At 42.5% G+C, this 17,687-nt stretch carries 20 protein-coding genes; 16 read left to right on the top strand and 4 right to left on the bottom strand.

What is annotated here, in order from left to right; all coding sequences use genetic code 11:
• Nucleotides 1-62: 62 nt before the first annotated feature.
• Genes pcnB through yjgA form a run of 7 tightly spaced genes read left to right on the top strand, consistent with a single transcriptional unit; the run spans nucleotide 63 to nucleotide 5,381 of the window.
• A complete protein-coding gene (gene pcnB, locus ACWQ4X_RS13530) occupies nucleotides 63-1,517 on the top strand; it encodes a polynucleotide adenylyltransferase PcnB (protein WP_457904003.1) in 1,455 nt (484 codons plus the stop codon).
• Complete coding sequence (gene folK / locus ACWQ4X_RS13525) at nucleotides 1,514-2,002, top strand: 2-amino-4-hydroxy-6-hydroxymethyldihydropteridine diphosphokinase (RefSeq protein ID WP_457904002.1); 489 nt, start codon at nucleotides 1,514-1,516, stop codon at nucleotides 2,000-2,002. The genes pcnB and folK overlap by 4 nt, the downstream gene beginning before the upstream one ends.
• A gap of 43 nt (nucleotides 2,003-2,045) precedes the next feature.
• A complete protein-coding gene (gene panB / locus ACWQ4X_RS13520) occupies nucleotides 2,046-2,855 on the top strand; it encodes a 3-methyl-2-oxobutanoate hydroxymethyltransferase (RefSeq protein ID WP_457904001.1) in 810 nt (269 codons plus the stop codon).
• Nucleotide 2,856: 1 nt separating this feature from the next.
• Nucleotides 2,857-3,705 (top strand): pantoate--beta-alanine ligase, encoded by an 849-nt coding sequence (gene panC / locus ACWQ4X_RS13515; RefSeq protein ID WP_457904000.1) that lies wholly within the window; start codon nucleotides 2,857-2,859, stop codon nucleotides 3,703-3,705.
• 22 nt (nucleotides 3,706-3,727) lie between these two features.
• Nucleotides 3,728-4,579: an RNase adapter RapZ gene (rapZ, locus tag ACWQ4X_RS13510; RefSeq protein ID WP_100242078.1), complete on the top strand. Its 852-nt coding sequence runs from the start codon at nucleotides 3,728-3,730 to the stop codon at nucleotides 4,577-4,579.
• Nucleotides 4,576-4,845, top strand: coding sequence for an HPr family phosphocarrier protein (locus ACWQ4X_RS13505; RefSeq protein WP_100242079.1), 270 nt, complete (start codon nucleotides 4,576-4,578; stop codon nucleotides 4,843-4,845). Before rapZ ends, ACWQ4X_RS13505 begins: the two co-directional genes overlap by 4 nt.
• 2 nt (nucleotides 4,846-4,847) lie before the next feature.
• On the top strand, nucleotides 4,848-5,381 hold the full coding sequence (gene yjgA / locus ACWQ4X_RS13500) for a ribosome biogenesis factor YjgA (protein WP_142767852.1): 534 nt from the start codon (nucleotides 4,848-4,850) through the stop codon (nucleotides 5,379-5,381).
• A gap of 90 nt (nucleotides 5,382-5,471) precedes the next feature.
• Here the strand turns inward: yjgA and ACWQ4X_RS13495 are convergent, their stop codons facing one another.
• Complete coding sequence (locus ACWQ4X_RS13495) at nucleotides 5,472-7,115, bottom strand: acyl-CoA synthetase (protein ID WP_457903999.1); 1,644 nt, start codon at nucleotides 7,113-7,115, stop codon at nucleotides 5,472-5,474.
• 490 nt (nucleotides 7,116-7,605) lie between these two features.
• Between ACWQ4X_RS13495 and thrS the strand changes: the two genes are divergently transcribed.
• The 5 genes from thrS (at nucleotide 7,606) to ACWQ4X_RS13470 (ending at nucleotide 11,977) form a co-directional block, all read left to right on the top strand.
• Nucleotides 7,606-9,528 carry a threonine--tRNA ligase gene (thrS, locus tag ACWQ4X_RS13490; protein ID WP_457903998.1) on the top strand — a complete coding sequence of 641 codons (1,923 nt, stop codon included), beginning with the start codon at nucleotides 7,606-7,608 and terminating at the stop codon, nucleotides 9,526-9,528.
• A 5-nt stretch (nucleotides 9,529-9,533) separates the two neighbouring features.
• On the top strand, nucleotides 9,534-10,085 hold the full coding sequence (gene infC, locus ACWQ4X_RS13485; protein ID WP_100242083.1) for a translation initiation factor IF-3: 552 nt from the start codon (nucleotides 9,534-9,536) through the stop codon (nucleotides 10,083-10,085).
• 195 nt (nucleotides 10,086-10,280) lie between these two features.
• The gene (locus tag ACWQ4X_RS13480) at nucleotides 10,281-10,898 is read left to right on the top strand and encodes a glutathione S-transferase N-terminal domain-containing protein (RefSeq protein ID WP_457903997.1); all 618 of its coding nucleotides are present in this window, start codon (nucleotides 10,281-10,283) and stop codon (nucleotides 10,896-10,898) included.
• A 352-nt stretch (nucleotides 10,899-11,250) separates the two neighbouring features.
• On the top strand, nucleotides 11,251-11,544 hold the full coding sequence (locus ACWQ4X_RS13475; protein ID WP_457903996.1) for a hypothetical protein: 294 nt from the start codon (nucleotides 11,251-11,253) through the stop codon (nucleotides 11,542-11,544).
• 4 nt (nucleotides 11,545-11,548) lie between these two features.
• Nucleotides 11,549-11,977, top strand: coding sequence for a YqaA family protein (locus ACWQ4X_RS13470; protein WP_457903995.1), 429 nt, complete (start codon nucleotides 11,549-11,551; stop codon nucleotides 11,975-11,977).
• A gap of 89 nt (nucleotides 11,978-12,066) precedes the next feature.
• Here ACWQ4X_RS13470 and ACWQ4X_RS13465 read toward each other — a convergent pair whose 3' ends face one another.
• Both ACWQ4X_RS13465 and ACWQ4X_RS13460 read right to left on the bottom strand, forming a co-directional pair.
• Complete coding sequence (locus tag ACWQ4X_RS13465; protein ID WP_457903994.1) at nucleotides 12,067-12,804, bottom strand: TonB family protein; 738 nt, start codon at nucleotides 12,802-12,804, stop codon at nucleotides 12,067-12,069.
• A 105-nt stretch (nucleotides 12,805-12,909) separates the two neighbouring features.
• Nucleotides 12,910-14,163, bottom strand: coding sequence for an MFS transporter (locus ACWQ4X_RS13460; protein ID WP_457903993.1), 1,254 nt, complete (start codon nucleotides 14,161-14,163; stop codon nucleotides 12,910-12,912).
• A 236-nt stretch (nucleotides 14,164-14,399) separates the two neighbouring features.
• On the opposite strand from ACWQ4X_RS13460, the gene rpmI reads away from it, so the two are divergent.
• The 3 genes from rpmI to ACWQ4X_RS13445 all read left to right on the top strand — a co-directional run bounded on the left by rpmI (nucleotide 14,400) and on the right by ACWQ4X_RS13445 (nucleotide 15,342).
• On the top strand, nucleotides 14,400-14,594 hold the full coding sequence (rpmI, locus tag ACWQ4X_RS13455) for a 50S ribosomal protein L35 (protein ID WP_001096359.1): 195 nt from the start codon (nucleotides 14,400-14,402) through the stop codon (nucleotides 14,592-14,594).
• A gap of 12 nt (nucleotides 14,595-14,606) precedes the next feature.
• Nucleotides 14,607-14,966, top strand: coding sequence for a 50S ribosomal protein L20 (gene rplT, locus ACWQ4X_RS13450; protein ID WP_004675688.1), 360 nt, complete (start codon nucleotides 14,607-14,609; stop codon nucleotides 14,964-14,966).
• 163 nt (nucleotides 14,967-15,129) lie between these two features.
• The gene (locus ACWQ4X_RS13445; RefSeq protein ID WP_161934412.1) at nucleotides 15,130-15,342 is read left to right on the top strand and encodes a hypothetical protein; all 213 of its coding nucleotides are present in this window, start codon (nucleotides 15,130-15,132) and stop codon (nucleotides 15,340-15,342) included.
• A gap of 119 nt (nucleotides 15,343-15,461) precedes the next feature.
• Here the strand turns inward: ACWQ4X_RS13445 and ACWQ4X_RS13440 are convergent, their stop codons facing one another.
• Nucleotides 15,462-16,481, bottom strand: a complete 1,020-nt coding sequence (locus tag ACWQ4X_RS13440; RefSeq protein WP_457903992.1) for a hypothetical protein — start codon at nucleotides 16,479-16,481, stop codon at nucleotides 15,462-15,464.
• Between the two features lie 155 nt (nucleotides 16,482-16,636).
• Between ACWQ4X_RS13440 and pheS the strand changes: the two genes are divergently transcribed.
• A complete protein-coding gene (pheS, locus tag ACWQ4X_RS13435) occupies nucleotides 16,637-17,617 on the top strand; it encodes a phenylalanine--tRNA ligase subunit alpha (protein ID WP_374529092.1) in 981 nt (326 codons plus the stop codon).
• The last annotated feature ends 70 nt before the right edge of the window (nucleotides 17,618-17,687 follow it).

Raw genomic sequence — 17,687 nt, 5'->3', positions numbered from 1 at the left:
GTTAGAGATATGATTAGCACCATCTTAGATATTTTACGTTCAGGCGTAGGAGACAGCGTCTTTTGCAAACTTTGCGCGCGTCAAAATGTGGTTTATCCACCGCTCAATTACCTGCTTCAATTCTTGATGTGATTGATGCCTTAACCAAGGCAGGCTACGAAGCATATATCGTAGGGGGCGGTGTTCGCGACTTAATGTTAGGCCTTAATCCGAAAGATTATGATGCCGTAACCAATGCCACACCTTCACAAATTAAAGAAGTGTTCGGTCGTCGTTGCCGTATTATTGGTCGTCGTTTCGAGTTGGCTCATGTTTATTCTGGGCGCGAACTGATTGAAGTTGCGACATTCCGTGCACCACCTAAAAAAGCAGTGACTTCCGCAGCTGGGATGATCCTGCGTGATAATAATTGGGGCACCATTGAGCAAGATTTTGCCCGTCGTGACTTCTCAATCAATGCGCTTTACTACCAGCCACGTAAAGGCATTGTGCTCGACTTCTGTCATGCAGTAGAAGATATTCAAAGCCGTACTTTACGTTTACTTGGTGATCCTCAGTTACGTTTCGAGGAAGATCCAGTGCGCATGCTGCGTGCATTGCGCTTCTCTGCCAAATTAAAATTCAGTATTGATCCAAAGATTCTCGAAATTTTTACCCCTGAACGGACGCAACTTTTGCGTGATGTTTCACCGCACCGTCTTTATGATGAATCGCAAAAGTTGTTTACCATGGGGCACCTATACCAAGTGTTGCCAATGTTGATTGACTTTGGCATTTGGCGTCAGTTATTTGCAGAGATTCGTCCTGAAATTACGCCGTTTATTGAACGTGCCGCAAAAAATACTGATCAACGCATTCAAATTGGTAAAACCATCAACCCTGCATTTTTCTACGCGGTGTTGTTGTGGAAACCCTTCTTAGAACGTTGTGATTTTTATCTGCAAAAAGGTGTGGTGCCAGCTGAAGCACGTGCCCAAGCGGGGCTGGATGTGCTGAAGCGTCAAGCGACACGTACGGTAATTCCTCGTTTTGCGGAAACCTTTATTCGGGAAGTCTGGGAAATGCAAACCCGTTTACTCAGCCCGAAACCACAACAAATTGAGGCACTGTCGAATCATGTACGTTTCCGTGCAGGATTTGACTTCCTGTTGCTGCGTGAAAAAGCTGGTGATAGCACTACACAAGCGATGGGTAGTTGGTGGGATGCTTATCAATTGATGTCGACGGACGAAAAAGAGCGTGCGATCAGTCAATATAACCGTCAGCGCGCTAAAACACGTCGTAAAGCCGCGACCCATGAAGATGTTCCTGAAACGAAATCCAGTGTGGAAATTGAGCCTTTGGTTCAAGAGCAGGAAAGCCGTAGTCGTCGCAGCCGAAAAGCCAAAGCAACGGAAACCACCTCGCAAATTGTGACCAGCCAAGGTCCATCTGACCTCGGTCAGGATCATCCGATTATGAAAAGAAAACGGGTGAAACGCGATTTAAGCCAAGTGATTTTTGGGCCAACACAATGAAGATGGTCAGCTATATCGGCTTAGGCAGTAATTTGGGTGATTCACGTCAAATCCTGACTGAAGCCATTCAAAAATTAGCAAGCTTAGGCTCGGTTCAAACTTCTAAACTCTATCAAAGCCCACCCATGGGTCCTCAAGATCAACCGCATTATTTGAATGCGGTTGCCCGCTTGGAAACAGACTTGTCTGCATTAAGTTTGCTGGATCAATTACAGCAATTTGAGCAGGAAGCTGGGCGTGTACGTCTGCGCCGTTGGGGTGAGCGTACTTTAGATCTGGATGTCTTGCTATATGGTGATGAGCAGATTCGACATGAACGTTTGACTGTGCCACATATTGGCATTTTAGAGCGCGATTTTGTGGTTATTCCCTTACTGGATTTAGACCCAAACTTACATATTCAGGGACACCGATTAGATCGCTTGGCTTTATTGCAGCATACGACTTTAACTGAAGTTGCTGATCAAAACTGGGCCAATATTTAATCACTAAAGGTATGTTCTAGGAACTTCTAGAGAGGAACATCTCATGATTAGTCTGAGTGACTTAAGACAATTTAAACAAGATGGACGTAAGTTTTCATGCTTAACTTGCTACGATGCGAGTATGGCAAAAGCGATGGAACTTGCTGAAGTTGATACGATTTTAATTGGTGACTCTTTAGGAATGGCGATTCAAGGTCGTGATTCAACTTTACCAGTAACCGTTGAAGATATGGCTTACCATACTGCGGCAGTACGCCGTGGGAATCAACATGCGTTGATCATGACCGATTTGCCGTTTATGTCTTATGCGACACTCAATGATGCCTTGGTGAATGCCAAAACTGTGATGCAAGCAGGCGCACAGATGGTCAAAATTGAAGGTGGTGCTTGGTTAAGTGAAACCGTTGAAGTGTTGACCCGTAACGGCATTCCAGTGTGTGTACATTTGGGTTTAACTCCACAATCCGTACATGTTTTGGGTGGCTATAAGCTACAAGCACGTTCACGTGAAGCGGCAGATAAGCTAATTGCGGATTGTCAGGCTGTTGTGGATGCGGGTGCGGCAGTATTATTGCTTGAGTGTGTGCCAGCACAGTTGGGTCAAGAAGTGACCGCGCGCTTCCCACATATTCCTGTGATTGGGATTGGTGCAGGGGTGGAAACCGATGGACAAGTCTTGGTTGTGCAAGATATGCTCGGTTTGACTTTCGGACGTGTGGCGAAATTCGTACGTAATTTTATGAAAGAGCAAGCAGGGGAAACTGCAATTTTAGATGCAATTAAAGCCTATCATGCAGCGGTGCTTGATCAATCCTTTCCAGCCAAAGAACATACTTTTCAAGTAGAGCTGTAACATGAAGACTGAAACAACAATACAAGGCTTAGCTGCATCATTACAACCAGCTCGTACTGCGCGAAAAATTATCGGTTTTGTGCCGACTATGGGGAATTTGCATCAAGGGCATTTGAACCTTGTGCGCGAAGCACGAAAACTTTGTGATGTGGTGGTGGTCAGTATCTTCGTCAATCCAATTCAATTTGGACCAAATGAAGACTTTGATAATTATCCACGTACTTTGGATCAAGACAGTCAGCTTTTAGCAGATGTTGGTTGTGATATTATTTTTGCACCATCAGTGGAGCAAATGTACGGCAAACAGCCACGTTTAACCAATATCAGTGTTTCAAATATTACGGATGATTTGTGTGGTAAACAGCGTCCAGGTCATTTTGATGGCGTGGCGGTGGTGGTCACCAAATTGTTCAATATTGTGCAGCCCAATTATGCCTTTTTTGGACAAAAAGATTTTCAGCAGTTGGCGGTGATTCGCCAGTTGGTACGTGACTTGAACATTCCACTGGAAGTGATTGGTGTGCCCATTGCCCGCGCTGAAGATGGCTTGGCTTTAAGTTCACGCAATAGCTATTTGAGCGAAGAGCATCGTAAAACTGCACCTGTGATTTTCCAAAGTTTGAAAAAGGCAGAAGCAGAGTTACAGCAAGGCACTGATTTATCAGAAGTGTTAGAGAATATTAAAACCGCATTGACAGCAGCAGGTCTTGTTGTGGACTATGTGGAAGCACGTACACCAAACTTGCAAGCGATTGATCAGTTTGATCAGGATCTTGTGTTGTTTGTAGCGGCGAAATTAGGCACAACCCGACTTATCGATAATTTGCAGGTTAAGCATACTGCAGCATAAAACATCAAGGAATAGCTTTGCCATGAAGCGCATTTTGATTGTGACAGGACAATCTGGTTCAGGTAAGTCATCTGCATTGCAGGTACTGGAAGATTTAGGTTATTACTGCATTGACAATTTGCCTTTGGCATTGTTGCCCGAGATTGTCGAGAAGCTCGATCATGAAAATAATCTAGAGCAGCTTGCACTTGGGGTTGATGTCCGCAGTACCCGTGCCGACTTACAAGAGTTCGATCATGTTTTCGAGCTGTTGTTAAGGCATGGGACGGTCGATATTATTTATTTGACCACGCGTGATCAGGAGTTGATTGCACGTTTTAGTGCTTCAAGACGTCCGCATCCGTTATCCAATCGTTTTAAAAGTTTGAATGAATGTATACAGGAAGAAAAAACCTTATTACTTCCGATACAATTGCGTTCCACAGTACATATTGATACAACGGATAAAAGTGTGCATGATTTGAAGCATACTTTATTGTCTAAACTTGGACAGTCCGATAACTTAATTGTGATTTTGCAGTCATTTGGTTATAAGCACGGCATTCCTTTAGATGCCGACTATGTCTTTGATGTGCGTCATTTACCCAATCCGCATTGGGATTTAGAGTTGCGGAAATATTCTGGCTTAGATATACCCGTACAAAATTTTTTAGAACAAAGCCCACAGACCAATGAAATGTTTAAAGACATTTATCATTTTTTGGACAAGTGGTTGCCTGCATTTGCAGAGGGGCATCGTCACTACATGACGATCTCAATTGGCTGTACAGGTGGACAGCATCGTTCTGTTTATATTGTGGATAGACTGAAAAAAGCCCTTGAGGAAAATTGGTCTATTCAGGTCCTACATCGAGAAATGAAGCACTGGTCATGATTGACACAACTGTTGACGTAATTAATAAACTAGGGTTACATGCGCGTGCATCTGGCAAACTCATTGAAGTAACCACCAAATTCAAGTCATCTATTCAAATTGGAAAAGGTGATAAATTGGTCGATGCGAAAAACATTATGTCTTTACTGATGCTTGGCGCAGGTAAAGGCACCACTTTACGTTTAGTGATTGATGGGGCAGATGAAGAAAAAGCACTGTCTGAAGTTCAAGCACTATTTGCAGCAAAATTTTACGAGGCAGATTAACCGTGGCACGTCGACCGAACCGTTTTACTGACGAAGACTTCGAAACTTTAGAAGGACGTGCAAGTAAAACCGAACAAAAGAAAGCAGTCCAGCGTATGGCTGCTTTAGGTGAACAGTTGGCGCAACTGAGTCCAAAACAAATTCAGCAACTTCCTGTGGATGAGCGTTTGATTGACGCCATCTTGGATGCGCAAACCATTACCTCGCATGAAGCACGTCGTCGCCAATTTCAACGTGTAGGCAAGTTGTTGCGTAATGAAGATGAAACTGTGATCTTGTCGTATTTAACGCCACAGCAAGGTGCGAAGAAAACAGCGCAGTTGCAGCGCTGGGTCGATCGTATCATTAAAGATGGTGATCCGATCATTAATGAATTCTGTAAAGTGTATAATGCCGCAGAACGTCATACCATCCGTCAGCATACTTTGCGTATTCACCGCGATATGGCCAAAGAGATGAGTGAGGCTGAACTGGCTGAGTCTAAACTCAAATTATTTAACTATGTTCAGCAGGTTGCTTTGCTTTCTGATAACTGATCGGGTTGAATAAAAAAAGCACTTCATTTGAAGTGCTTTTTTTATTGGTATTGAGATCGTAGATTCAAATTTTAAAACCCGTATACAATTTTAACTAAACTCACCAACAGCACGTTCTTTTGCCCAGTCTCGCAGCACAAATTTCTGTAGTTTGCCTGTCGATGTCTTCGGAATTTCAGTGATCACAATATCTTTCGGCACTTTAAAACGTGCGAGATGTTCTTGGCAGAAGCTGATGATTTCTTCTGGAGTCACAGATTTTCCTTCTTTCAGTTCAATGAAGGCACAAGGGACTTCTTGCCAGCGTGGATCTGGTTTGGCAACCACAGCAGCCGTCAGAATGGCTGGATGTCGATACAGCACTTCTTCAACCTCTAAGGAGGAGATGTTTTCGCCCCCTGAAATAATCACATCTTTGGAGCGGTCAGTAATTTTGGCATAACCATCGGGTTGGCAAACAGCCAAATCACCAGTATGGAACCATCCGCCTTTAAAGGCCTCTGCCGTAGCTTCAGGATTTTTCAGATAACCTTTCATGACAATGTTGCCGCGGAACATGATTTCACCCATGGTGGTGCCATCTTTGGGTACAGGTTCTAGTGTTTCTGGATCAAGTACTTTCATGCCGTCTTGGAGTGGATAAGGCACACCTTGACGCGAATGCAGTTGAGCTTGTTCTTGAATGCTGAGTTCACTCCAGCCCGCTTGCGATGCACAGAGCGCAGACGGACCATAAGTTTCGGTCAGTCCGTAAACATGGGTGACATTAATGCCGATATTGCGCATACCTTCAATAATGGCGGCAGGGGGTGCTGCACCAGCCACCATTACTTCAACACGATGTTCAAATTTAATTTGCTTCTGTTCAGGTGTATTAATCATCATCGATAATACAATCGGAGCACCGCAGAAATAATCGACCTGATGTTCAGCAATCAGTTTAAAGATCAGTTCAGGATCAACTTTACGCAAGCAGATATTGGTACCGCCATTGGCCGCCATGGTCCATGCAAAACACCAACCGTTGCAATGAAATAGAGGCAGGGTCCATAGGTAAGTCGCACGCGGCGTCATACCACAAGCAATAATGTTGCTGGCGGCATTAATGTACGCACCGCGATGATGATACACTACGCCTTTAGGATTACCCGTGGTACCTGAGGTGTAATTCAGGCTAATCGCATCCCACTCATCATTGGGTAAATGCCATTCAAACTCTGCATCACCCTCTGCAAGCCAGTCTTCATATTCAATTTGACCAATCGGGGTCGAGAAACACTGTTCGTATTCCTCATCATCGACATCAATCACATAAATGGAATGAGAAACTAAACTCAAAGCTTCTTTGGCGAGTGCTGCAAATTCAGGATCGACCAAGAGGACTTTGGTTTCGGCATGCTCCAACATGAAGGCAATGGTCTTAGCATCTAAGCGCGTATTCAAGGTATTGAGTACCGCACCAATCATCGGTACCGCAAAATGTGCTTCAATCATGGCAGGAATGTTTGGCAACAGCACGGACACCGTGTCGTTTTTACCAATGCCCAGTTTTTGCAGCTGATGTGCAAACTGACGGCAACGGTTGTAGGTTTCGCGCCAGCTGATGTGTCGCTTGCCATGAACAATCGCATCTTGATGCGGATAAATATAAGCCGCGCGTTCTAAGTAGCGAAGTGGTGAAAGCGCAACAAAGTTTGCAGGGGTGCGCGGTAGTTCATCATAGGCAGCGACCATGTAATAACTCCATGTATATTTATTATCATCGATGATTTAAAGATAAGCCTTTCAGAATCGACATGCATTTATGCTTTAGTCGAGTGAGTGTTTATTTATAAGATTATGAATTTTATGTAAAAATAATGAATAATCATCATTTAATGAATCTAAATTCATAAATGTGATTAAATTCAATCATATATGAAAAAGTAGAATGTGTGTTTATTTTTTAATCTTTATTGTCAATAGACAGAACTACTGCGGATAAAAATAGAGATTTATGAGATCACTATTAAAAATCATTCTAAAGGCTTCAAATGCATAAAAAATGACAATTTTCTGATTGGGATGAGATTTATAGAGGGAAAAGGTTTTATCCAACCCTGAACACGTGTAAAATTCTTAGCAGTTTTTATACACCGTTTTTATCTTTTGAGGTTCTGCCTCGATCATAATCTCGCGGTGACATGCTCCATGGTACGGGGCATCACTCCTTAAGGATTTTTTTATGCCAATTATCACTTTGCCAAATGGCGATCAAAAACAGTTTGATCAAGCCGTATCTGTGATGGACGTTGCGTTAAGCATTGGTCCTGGTCTTGCAAAAAATACAGTTGCAGGTCGTGTGAATGACCGCTTAGTGGATGCATCGGATTTAATTACCGAAGATGCGACGCTGCAAATTATTACGCCTAAAGATGATGAAGGTGTAGAAATCATCCGTCACTCTTGTGCGCACTTGGTGGGTCATGCGGTTAAGCAGCTTTTCCCAGAAGCGAAAATGGTGATTGGTCCAGTCATTGAAGATGGCTTCTATTACGATATTTTCAGTGCAAAGCCATTTACGCCAGAAGACATGGCAGCGATCGAAGAGCGTATGAAAAAGCTCATCGATCAAGATTACGACGTCATTAAAAAAATGACACCACGTGATGAGGTGATTGCAGAATTCACAGCGCGTGGTGAAGATTATAAATTGCGCTTGATTGCAGACATGCCTGAAGAAACCCAAATGGGCCTGTACTACCATCAAGATTATTTGGACATGTGTCGTGGTCCACACGTACCAAATACTAAATTTTTAAAAGCATTCAAGCTTACTAAAATGTCAGGCGCTTATTGGCGTGGTGATGCGAAGAATGAACAGTTACAGCGTATTTACGGTACAGCTTGGGCAGACAAGAAACAGCTAGCGGCTTATATCAAACGCATTGAAGAAGCAGAAAAGCGTGACCATCGTAAAATTGGTAAAGCTTTAGACCTGTTCCATATGCAAGAAGAAGCGCCGGGTATGGTGTTCTGGCATCCAAATGGCTGGACCATTTACCAAGTGCTTGAACAATACATGCGTAAAGTTCAGCAAGACAATGGTTACCTTGAGATTAAAACACCACAAATCGTAGATTTTACGTTGTGGGAAAAATCGGGTCATGCAGCAAACTATGCGGACAATATGTTTACGACCCATTCTGAAAGTCGTAACTATGCAGTCAAACCAATGAACTGCCCATGTCACGTGCAAGTGTTCAACCAAGGCTTGAAATCTTACCGTGATTTGCCAATCCGTTTGGCGGAGTTTGGTTCATGTCACCGTAACGAGCCATCTGGTTCATTGCACGGCATTATGCGTGTACGCGGCTTTACGCAAGATGATGCGCATATTTTCTGTACCAAAGAACAAATCGGTGCTGAAGTTGCTGACTTTATTAAACTGACTTTAGATGTTTATAAAGACTTTGGCTTTGAAGAAGTGCAAATGAAATTGTCGACTCGTCCAGAAAAGCGTGTCGGTGATGATGCACTTTGGGATATGGCTGAGAAATCACTGGCTGATGCTTTGGATGCTGCGGGTCTGGCTTGGGATCTTCAACCAGGTGAAGGCGCATTCTATGGTCCGAAAATCGAATTCTCGCTAAAAGACTGCTTAGGCCGTGTATGGCAATGTGGTACAATTCAGTGTGACTTTAACTTACCAGAACGTTTAGATGCTTCTTATGTCACAGAAGACAATGATCGTGATCAACCTGTGATGTTGCACCGCGCAATTCTTGGCAGTTTTGAACGTTTTATTGGTATACTTATTGAACACTATGCGGGCTTTATGCCACCATGGTTAGCGCCAGTACAAGCATGTGTGATGAATATTACTGATTCACAAGCTGATGCTTGTGAGTCTGTCGTTGCTAAACTTAAAGAAAGCGGTATTCGCGCGATTTCCGACTTGAGAAATGAGAAAATCGGCTTTAAGATTCGTGAACGTACATTAGAGCGTATTCCATACTTATTGGTCCTTGGCGACCGTGAAGTAGAGGAAGGTACAGTGAACGTGCGTACCCGCTCTGGAAAAAATTTGGGTACTATGTCAATCGACGCTTTCGTTGACTTAGTAAAAGCAGCCGTTGCCGAACGCGGCCGGTACATTGTGGAGTAACAGCGATTAAACAGCCTGACCGTAATCAACAGGGCGGTAACAAATCAAACCGTCCTGCTTTGAATGATGAAATTCGTGCGAAAGAAGTTCGTCTTGTCGACGAAAATGGTGAGCAAAAAGGTATTGTGAGCTTGGCAGATGCATTGCGCGCTGCTGAAAGTGTTGACCTTGATCTTGTAGAGATCGTGGCAAATGCTGAACCACCTGTTTGTAAAATCATGGACTTCAATAAGCATTTGTTTGATCTGAAGCAAAAGCAGAAAGAAGCGAAGAAAAAACAACATCAAGTGCAGGTTAAAGAAATCAAACTCCGCCCTGCAACGGATGTTGGTGATTACAACGTAAAATTACGTGCAATTATCAAGTTCCTTGAAGAAGGCAACAAGGTAAAAATCACATTACGCTTCCGTGGTCGTGAAATGGCTCACCAGCAGTTAGGTTTGGCTCAATTACAAAAAGTTGAAGCTGACGTGGCTGAAGTTGGTATTGTAGAGCAAGCACCAAAAATGGAAGGCCGTCAAATGGGTATGTTACTTGGACCGAAAAAGAAAAAGTAATCCTCCGTTTGAAAAAAAGCACTGCATTGGCAGTGCTTTTTTTTGCAGAAAAGAAAGAGAATTTAAGCTCATTAAATCTGGATTTTATGGATATCGTCAAAGGTGAAATTCATCATTTGAGACTGCTGTAGCAAGAAAAAGCATGTTATAACTACAGTTTCATTCAATCAAGCTAAGTAAAAAGATAGGGTAAAAATGATTGATTTATATTATTGGGGTACACCCAATGGACATAAAATTACCATCGCATTAGAAGAAATGGGCTTGGAATATCAAATTTTTCCCATCAATATTTCGGAAAATGATCAGTTCCAGCCTGATTTCTTGAGAATTTCTCCGAATAATAAAATTCCTGCCATTGTGGATCAGGATGGACCGAATGGTGAATCAATTTCGGTGTTTGAGTCGGGTGCAATTTTACAATACTTGGGACGTAAAACAGGCTTGTATTATCCGACGGATGAGCAAGCGCGAGTTGAAGTTGAACAGTGGTTAATGTGGCAAAAAGGTGGGTTTGGGCCGATGTTGGGGCAAAATCATCATTTTAGTCGTTTTGCACCAGAGCATATTCCTTATGCTGCTGCACGTTATGTCAATGAAACCAAACGCTTGTATGGGGTTTTGGATAAACAGTTGATTGGGCAGCAATATGTTGCAGGTGAGTATTCAATTGCGGATATGGCAATCTTGCCGTGGATTGCGCGTCATGAATGGCAGCAGATTCTATTGGAAGATTATCCGAATGTGCAAGAATATTATGAACGTTTAATTGTGCGTCCTGCTGTGCAAAGAGCATTGGCGATTCAGGTGTAACATCCAGTGTGGGGGTGAATGATAAACCTCCACAAGGAAGTATATTTTTTGACGTTGAGTCTTTTAAGAAAAACAAAATTTATATCAAGAGTTTATTAAGTTATACAGCACTTATCACTTCTTGAGCATAATTTTTCTAGAATGCAGGGCTTGGCTTTTGATGGGTTTTAAAGATTTAAGGAAATCTCTATTTTTCCTTGGTATTTATTCGCTTTGATGATGGCTTGTGTCTTTTTTTGTATCTGAGCTATGAAAGGAAGATTTTCGTTCTCTGGCGGATACCTTCATTATGTTAATATCTGCCACTTACCCAGCATTTTTTGTGATTTCCATATTTGGAAGTCAGTAGGTTGTGATGAAAGCATTTTTTTTGAATTTAACCCGCATCATTGAAGCGAATCCTAAAATTTATATCAGTATTATTGTGGGAATAGCAGGCTATTGTATGTTATTCGTTGCAGAAGCCGTGCATGTTCAAAAAATTGTGGAATTACTAAATACCAAGAATCAAACCATCTTGCGTGCAGCCATTGAGCCGATTTCCGATAAATACACGCTGGCACGCAGTGTGTTATTGATCTTCACATTTATTTGGTCAGCTTATGAATATCGTTCGACCAAGAAAAAGTTAGGCTTGTCTTCATAATCGTATGTGGGCTTTGGGGCTTTTGTTTCTTTCGGCTTTTGGTGCTGCGACTTTATTGCCCTTACAGTCTGAGGCAGTGTTGTTGGGTTTACTGGCAGAGGGCAGTCATTCTGCTGGTGTGCTGATTGCTGTGGCGAGTCTAGGAAATGTTCTGGGTTCTTGTGTAAATTGGTATTTGGGCTTCAAGATTGAGCATTATAAGCACAAAAAGTGGTTTCCTGTTTCTGAACAAAAAATGCTGCAAGCACAAGTTATATATCAAAAATATGGTTTTTGGTCACTGCTGTTAAGCTGGGTGCCGATTATCGGAGATCCGATTACGTTAATTGCAGGATTGTTAAAAGAAAACTTCATTCGTTTTTTGTTGATGGTGATACTGGCGAAAACGGGGCGCTATGTGGTGCTGTATTGTGTTTTTATTGGTTGGTTCTAGTATTTAAAGTTAGCTTGAAGTGGTCATGAAGCACAACCCGAAATCTATCGCAATCATAAAGAGGGAGGAAGAGCTCCTCCCTGAATTACTTAAGAACAATGGTTTAGCTTGAACTGGATTTCGTCTTTAAAGCTAGATTTTTTATAAAGCCATAAGGTAGAGGCGCTACGTTTTACCGCAACTTGGCTATTCCTCACGGCTTGGATGATATTTTGGTCGAGTGCATAAAGACCAGAGCCTTGGTTGATTTTGACTTTTTTTACATCACCGTGTTTATCGACTTTAAAGCTAAACTTGATATTGCGGTCATGCTGATTCAAATCATCACGGTTGAGTTCAAGGTGTGGTTGCTTCGTGTAAGAGAACTTCACTTTTTGTTGCTGTTGTTGTGCCAGCCAGTTTTTAGAATTAAAGCCGTAGTTGCATTCAGCCTGTTCTTGTTCCAAATTTAAACTAAAGGTTTGATAGCCAATAATGGGTAGCGTGGTATCTTCCACTGTATAAGGTTGTACACGTGCCTTGCGTACCGCTTGAATCAGAACCTCATCTAAGTTTTTTAGTCCTGTACTTTCCTGAACACTGGCTTGTGTAATTTTTCCAGTCTCATCTGCATAAATACGCAAGATGGCTGCGCGATTCTGTCCCTTTAAATCCTCATTGTTGTATTGAGGTTGAGGGAAAGAGGTCCATTGAATACGTGTCGTTAAATGGGCAGGTAAAGCCGTACTTTTTTGGACTGCCAATTGTGAGGTGCTGGCTTTTTCTGCGCTATAGCTATGTACAAATGGGAAGCTCAGAATCAAGGAAAAACAAAGCAGTTGTTTCATAAGATCAATTAGGACATTCGTTCAAGAATGCTCATGCATAATGGTGGCTGAATTGTTGCTCAGTATTTCCTGATTTAGAAATACTGGCAAGTCTAAATTCATGTTTTATTGATCTTTTCCTTGAGTGATATCAACTCCAAATAGATCAGATGTTTTTGACCAACTGAGCCCGACCACCAGCAGGGTCATACATCCACCAAACACAGCCGCCATAATCGTGCCCATATATCTGGCGGCTAGACCAGATTCAAATGCACCAAGTTCATTGCTTGACGATACGAACATGCCATTGACCGCAGCCACACGTCCGCGCATATTTTCGGGTGGGTAAATTTGCAAAATGGTTTGGCGTACCACAACCGAAATGCTGTCACAGGCACCAGTCATGGCTAAAGCAAATAGGGAGAGCCAGAAATGGTTGGAAAAAGCAAAGACCAAGGTGAAAACACCAAAACCAGCCACAGCAAGCAACATGTTGCGCCAAGCATGATGGGTCGGAGGGAATCTGGTGAGTGCAATCATGGTGATGAGTGCCCCAATGGATGGTGCTGCACGTAAATAGCCTAAACCTTCAGGACCTATTTTAAGAATGTCTTCTGCAAAAATAGGCAATAAGGCAATGACACCACCAAAGAGTACGGATACCAGATCGAGTGAAATGGCCCATAATACAATTTTGGTTTTCCAGATAAAGCGGAAACCATCTCCCAAACTTGCCCATAAGTTCTCGGTTTCAATGCTGGGAAAGCGGCGCTTTTGCAATAAATTAATCAGCAGAAAACAAATGCTGAGTAATACGGCAACGCTGAGTAAACTGGTTTCACGCCCCAAATAGGCCAACATGAAGCCACCTAACATCGGACCTAAAATGACGCCACTCTGCCAACCAATGGTGGTCCATGTAGCACCATTGGCATACAGTTCACGAGGTATTAAAAAGGGTTTTAAGGATGTTGCCGAAGGATTGTAAAAACCGCGAATGGTGCCTAAACCAAAAATTACGGCATAAATGCCCCAAGACAGCGTTGTGACACCGATGTGTCCTAAGCCAAAGGTGTGAAATAAGCCCCATAAAACCAGTGGAAGCGGGACTGCGAAAAATAAGCAAATTTTCATGATGCTTTGTTTATTAAAGCGATCGGCGAAGTAACCTCCCCAGAGTGACAAGGCAATAAAGGGGAGAGCTTCGGCAAGCCCGATAAAGCCTAAAGTCAGTGGATCTTTGGTGATTTTATATAGGGAATACGCCACAATAATTTCTTGAATCAGAATAGCGAGGGTGAGGCAGAATTGATTTAAGGTCACAATTGAAAAATCGCGATATCTTAATGCCGCGAAAGCATCAGGGGTTGGCTTCATAATCTTGGTATTTTATCGTCATGTGATTATTGTAGTGTTTATTGATCCTTGCGATGCTGAATTATTATGATTTTTATATTAAAAATACCTTTAATGTTATGCGTGGATTTATTGCCTAAATAATACGGTTTTTGCTTTTGTTTTGTACAAAGATGATTTAGAATAGCGCCTTCCTTACCTGCAGGTCGTTTTTGCAATGGTGCAGACGTGCCGAACAGGTGTTTAAAGAGGTTGTTATGGCTAAGTTAAAAACTCGCCGTGGTGCAGCTAAACGTTTCAAAGCGACTGCAAACGGTTTCAAGCGTAAACAAGCGTTCAAACGCCACATTTTGACCAAAAAATCTGCTAAGCGTATTCGTCAGTTACGCGGCTGTGTAATGGTTCACGTAAGTGACGTTGCTTCAGTTCGCCGTATGTGCCCATACATCTAAGGAGATTTATAAATGGCTCGTGTAAAACGTGGTGTACAGGCTCATCGCCGTCATAAAAAAATTCTTGCTCGTGCTAAAGGTTACTACGGTGCTCGTTCACGCGTTTATCGCGTAGCGTTCCAAGCAGTAATCAAAGCGGGTCAATACGCTTACCGTGACCGTCGTCAGAAGAAACGTCAATTCCGTGCTCTATGGATTGCGCGTATCAATGCTGGTGCTCGTTTAAACGGTTTGTCTTACAGCCGCATGATCGATGGCTTGAAAAAAGCTCAAGTAATCATCGACCGTCGCGTACTTGCTGACATCGCTATGCATGACGCAGTTGCATTTGCTGCTTTAGCTGAAAAAGCTAAAGGCGCATTAGCTGCTTAATCGTCTTCGGATGATTGAAAAAGACCGCTTTATGCGGTCTTTTTTATTGTCTCTAATTTCTGAATATGCTGATGGCATGTGCTTTGAATTACATAATTAAGCTTTAAATTAGATTGGCTTGGATGCCTAATGGAGTGAAGTCATCATAAAAAGGAATGGGGCGATGCTTGCAGAGATTGTTGGTATGAATCAGGCACGGATTACTGTAAAACTAGAAATGATTCCAAGAATTGGTGAGTTGGTCAAAATTATGTATGGACCTGATGCGCAGTTAGAAGGAGAGGTGGTAGCGGTACAGCATTATATCAATCAGCATGCGGATGAGCATAAAGTGCGCATTGAGATACGACCCTTTAATTTGTTGATCACCTCCTGATGGAATACGACCACACAATACTTTCACTAAACGCTAGAATGAGAAATTTCAAGCCAAGGGATTGATCTATTGATTCATGATGAATGAAAGAAAGCCACATTATGTGGCTTTCTGGGTTTTTATAAACCGAAATAGTAAGCCACAATACAAATCACCATGGTAATCAGGATCAGTTTGAAAACCGCAGAAGAACCAATCTTGTGATGTGGATGTGGTGCAGATGTTGCTGTTGCAACAGGAGCACCTTCTAAGGGGTTATTCACGGCAACTTGAGTGAGCTGTGCGGTTTGATAATGATTGGCAACTTTAATAATAAATTTAGCCTGAAGATCTTCTAGTTTTTGTGAAAAGTGACGTAGGTTGAGTTGCTCATCAGCACTGAGTAGCGCGCCATCTTCATGTTGCGGGTGTTGGAGTTTGTCTTGTAGGCATTTTTCTAAGGCTTCAAGTCGATACAATGATCTATGTGCAAAATCAGCTGGATAATCTGTAGGTAATAACGCTAATTTTTGTGAATCTAAGCCACTAGCATTTTCAGCAATGCTCTTGGATGCATAACCATAATACGGCAGGTTTGACTGTGTTGGTTCGACAAAACCTTGAGCAAGCGGACTATTAAAGAGTTCGGCTTGGGTATAGCTTTGAATGTCATCCCAATTCGGGCGTTGTAAGTCTGCTTCAATGCGCTTGGCAAGTTTAGCGCTGAGTTCAAAGCGCCAAAAGGTTTCATGACGAAGAGGATTTTGTTGTGAAGCCGGGGCTTCAAAATCATTATCTGCGTTATACCATTCCGCCAATTCCTTACCAAAAATCCAAGCAGTTTTTTTATTGGCTTCATGGCTGACCATGAAGTGGGCGAAAGGAAGTAATTCTACATTTGCATTCGGGTTTTGTTCATCATTGAGCAGGCTTGAGCTGTGTAAACTCAGGCGTTTTGTGCCTTGCTTTTTCAGTCCTTCGAGCCAAACTTGAAAATGTTGTGCCAATAAGTGTTGTGAGAGTAGATCTCGAAATGTAAATTGCTGCTGATCAAAAATTGGATGTTGTCTCCAACGATTAAAACTCAGCTCTTTGGTGAGAAATTCATTGCCATAAGTCACTAAAGTGAGCTGCTGTTTCCAAATTTGATCTAGGGCCATAGATAATGATCTCTTTGCAAGTGGGTTTATCTTATCCTTTTTCTAATTTCGGATGTTAATCAAATTTTCCTTAATTGGAAACTCATCAATCTTGTTAAAAACTGATAGAATATCGGGTTTTATCTTATTATTAAATTGTTGCTTTGAGAGTTACTATGTCACTGGAAGCCCTGACCACCGAAGCGCTTGCTGCCATTGCAGCAGCTCAAGACCTTGCTGCACTCGATCTGGTTCGTGTGCAATTTACAGGGAAAAAGAGCCAGCTTGCAGAACAATCGAAAGCGCTAGGTAAAATGGACCCTGAGGAGCGTAAAGTTCAGGGCGCTGCAATTCATGCTGTGCGTGAAGCCATTAATGCTGCATTGACTGAGCGTCAAGCGCAATTACAACAAGCGGCATTAGAACAGCAACTTGCGAGTGAAACCATCGATATTACCCTGCCAGGGCGTGGTCAAACGATTGGCAGTATTCACCCAGTTACACAAGTGCAGGAACGCATTTGTCAATTTTTTACTAAAGCAGGATTTACGGTCGCAACTGGCCCAGAAGTCGAAGATGACTATCACAACTTTGAAGCCTTGAATATTCCTGGTCATCACCCTGCGCGTGCCATGCACGATACCTTCTATTTTGATGCAAATCATTTGTTGCGTACACATACTTCAGGCGTGCAAATTCGTACCATGGAAACCTCACAACCACCAATCCGTATTGTGTGTCCAGGTCGTGTCTATCGTTGTGACTCGGATCAAACCCATTCACCAATGTTCCATCAAATTGAAGGCCTATATGTTGCCGAAAATACCAGCTTTGCAGAGCTGAAGGGTTTGTTGGTGAACTTGCTGAATGAATTCTTTGAGAAAGACTTAAAAGTCCGTTTCCGTCCATCCTACTTTCCATTCACAGAGCCAAGTGCAGAAGTGGATATTATGGATGAACGTGGCAAATGGTTAGAGGTTTTGGGTTGTGGTATGGTGCATCCAAATGTCTTGCAGGCTGCGGGGATCGATCCTGAAAAATACAAAGGCTTTGCTTTTGGTCTAGGGGTAGAGCGTTTTGCAATGTTACGTTATGGCATCAATGACTTGCGTATGTTCTACCAAAATGATGTGCGTTTCTTACGCCAATTTGCTTAAACAGATTAAGACCTCTCCCTAACCTCTCCTAAAAGGAGAGGAGCTTTTAAAGTGAAATGGGTTCTCTTCC

The sequence above is a fragment of the Acinetobacter sp. NigerLNRRAM0016 genome (assembly GCF_054112845.1).
The sequence above is the reverse complement of the archived record's forward strand: the minus strand, read 5'-3'. Positions and strand labels throughout refer to the sequence as shown.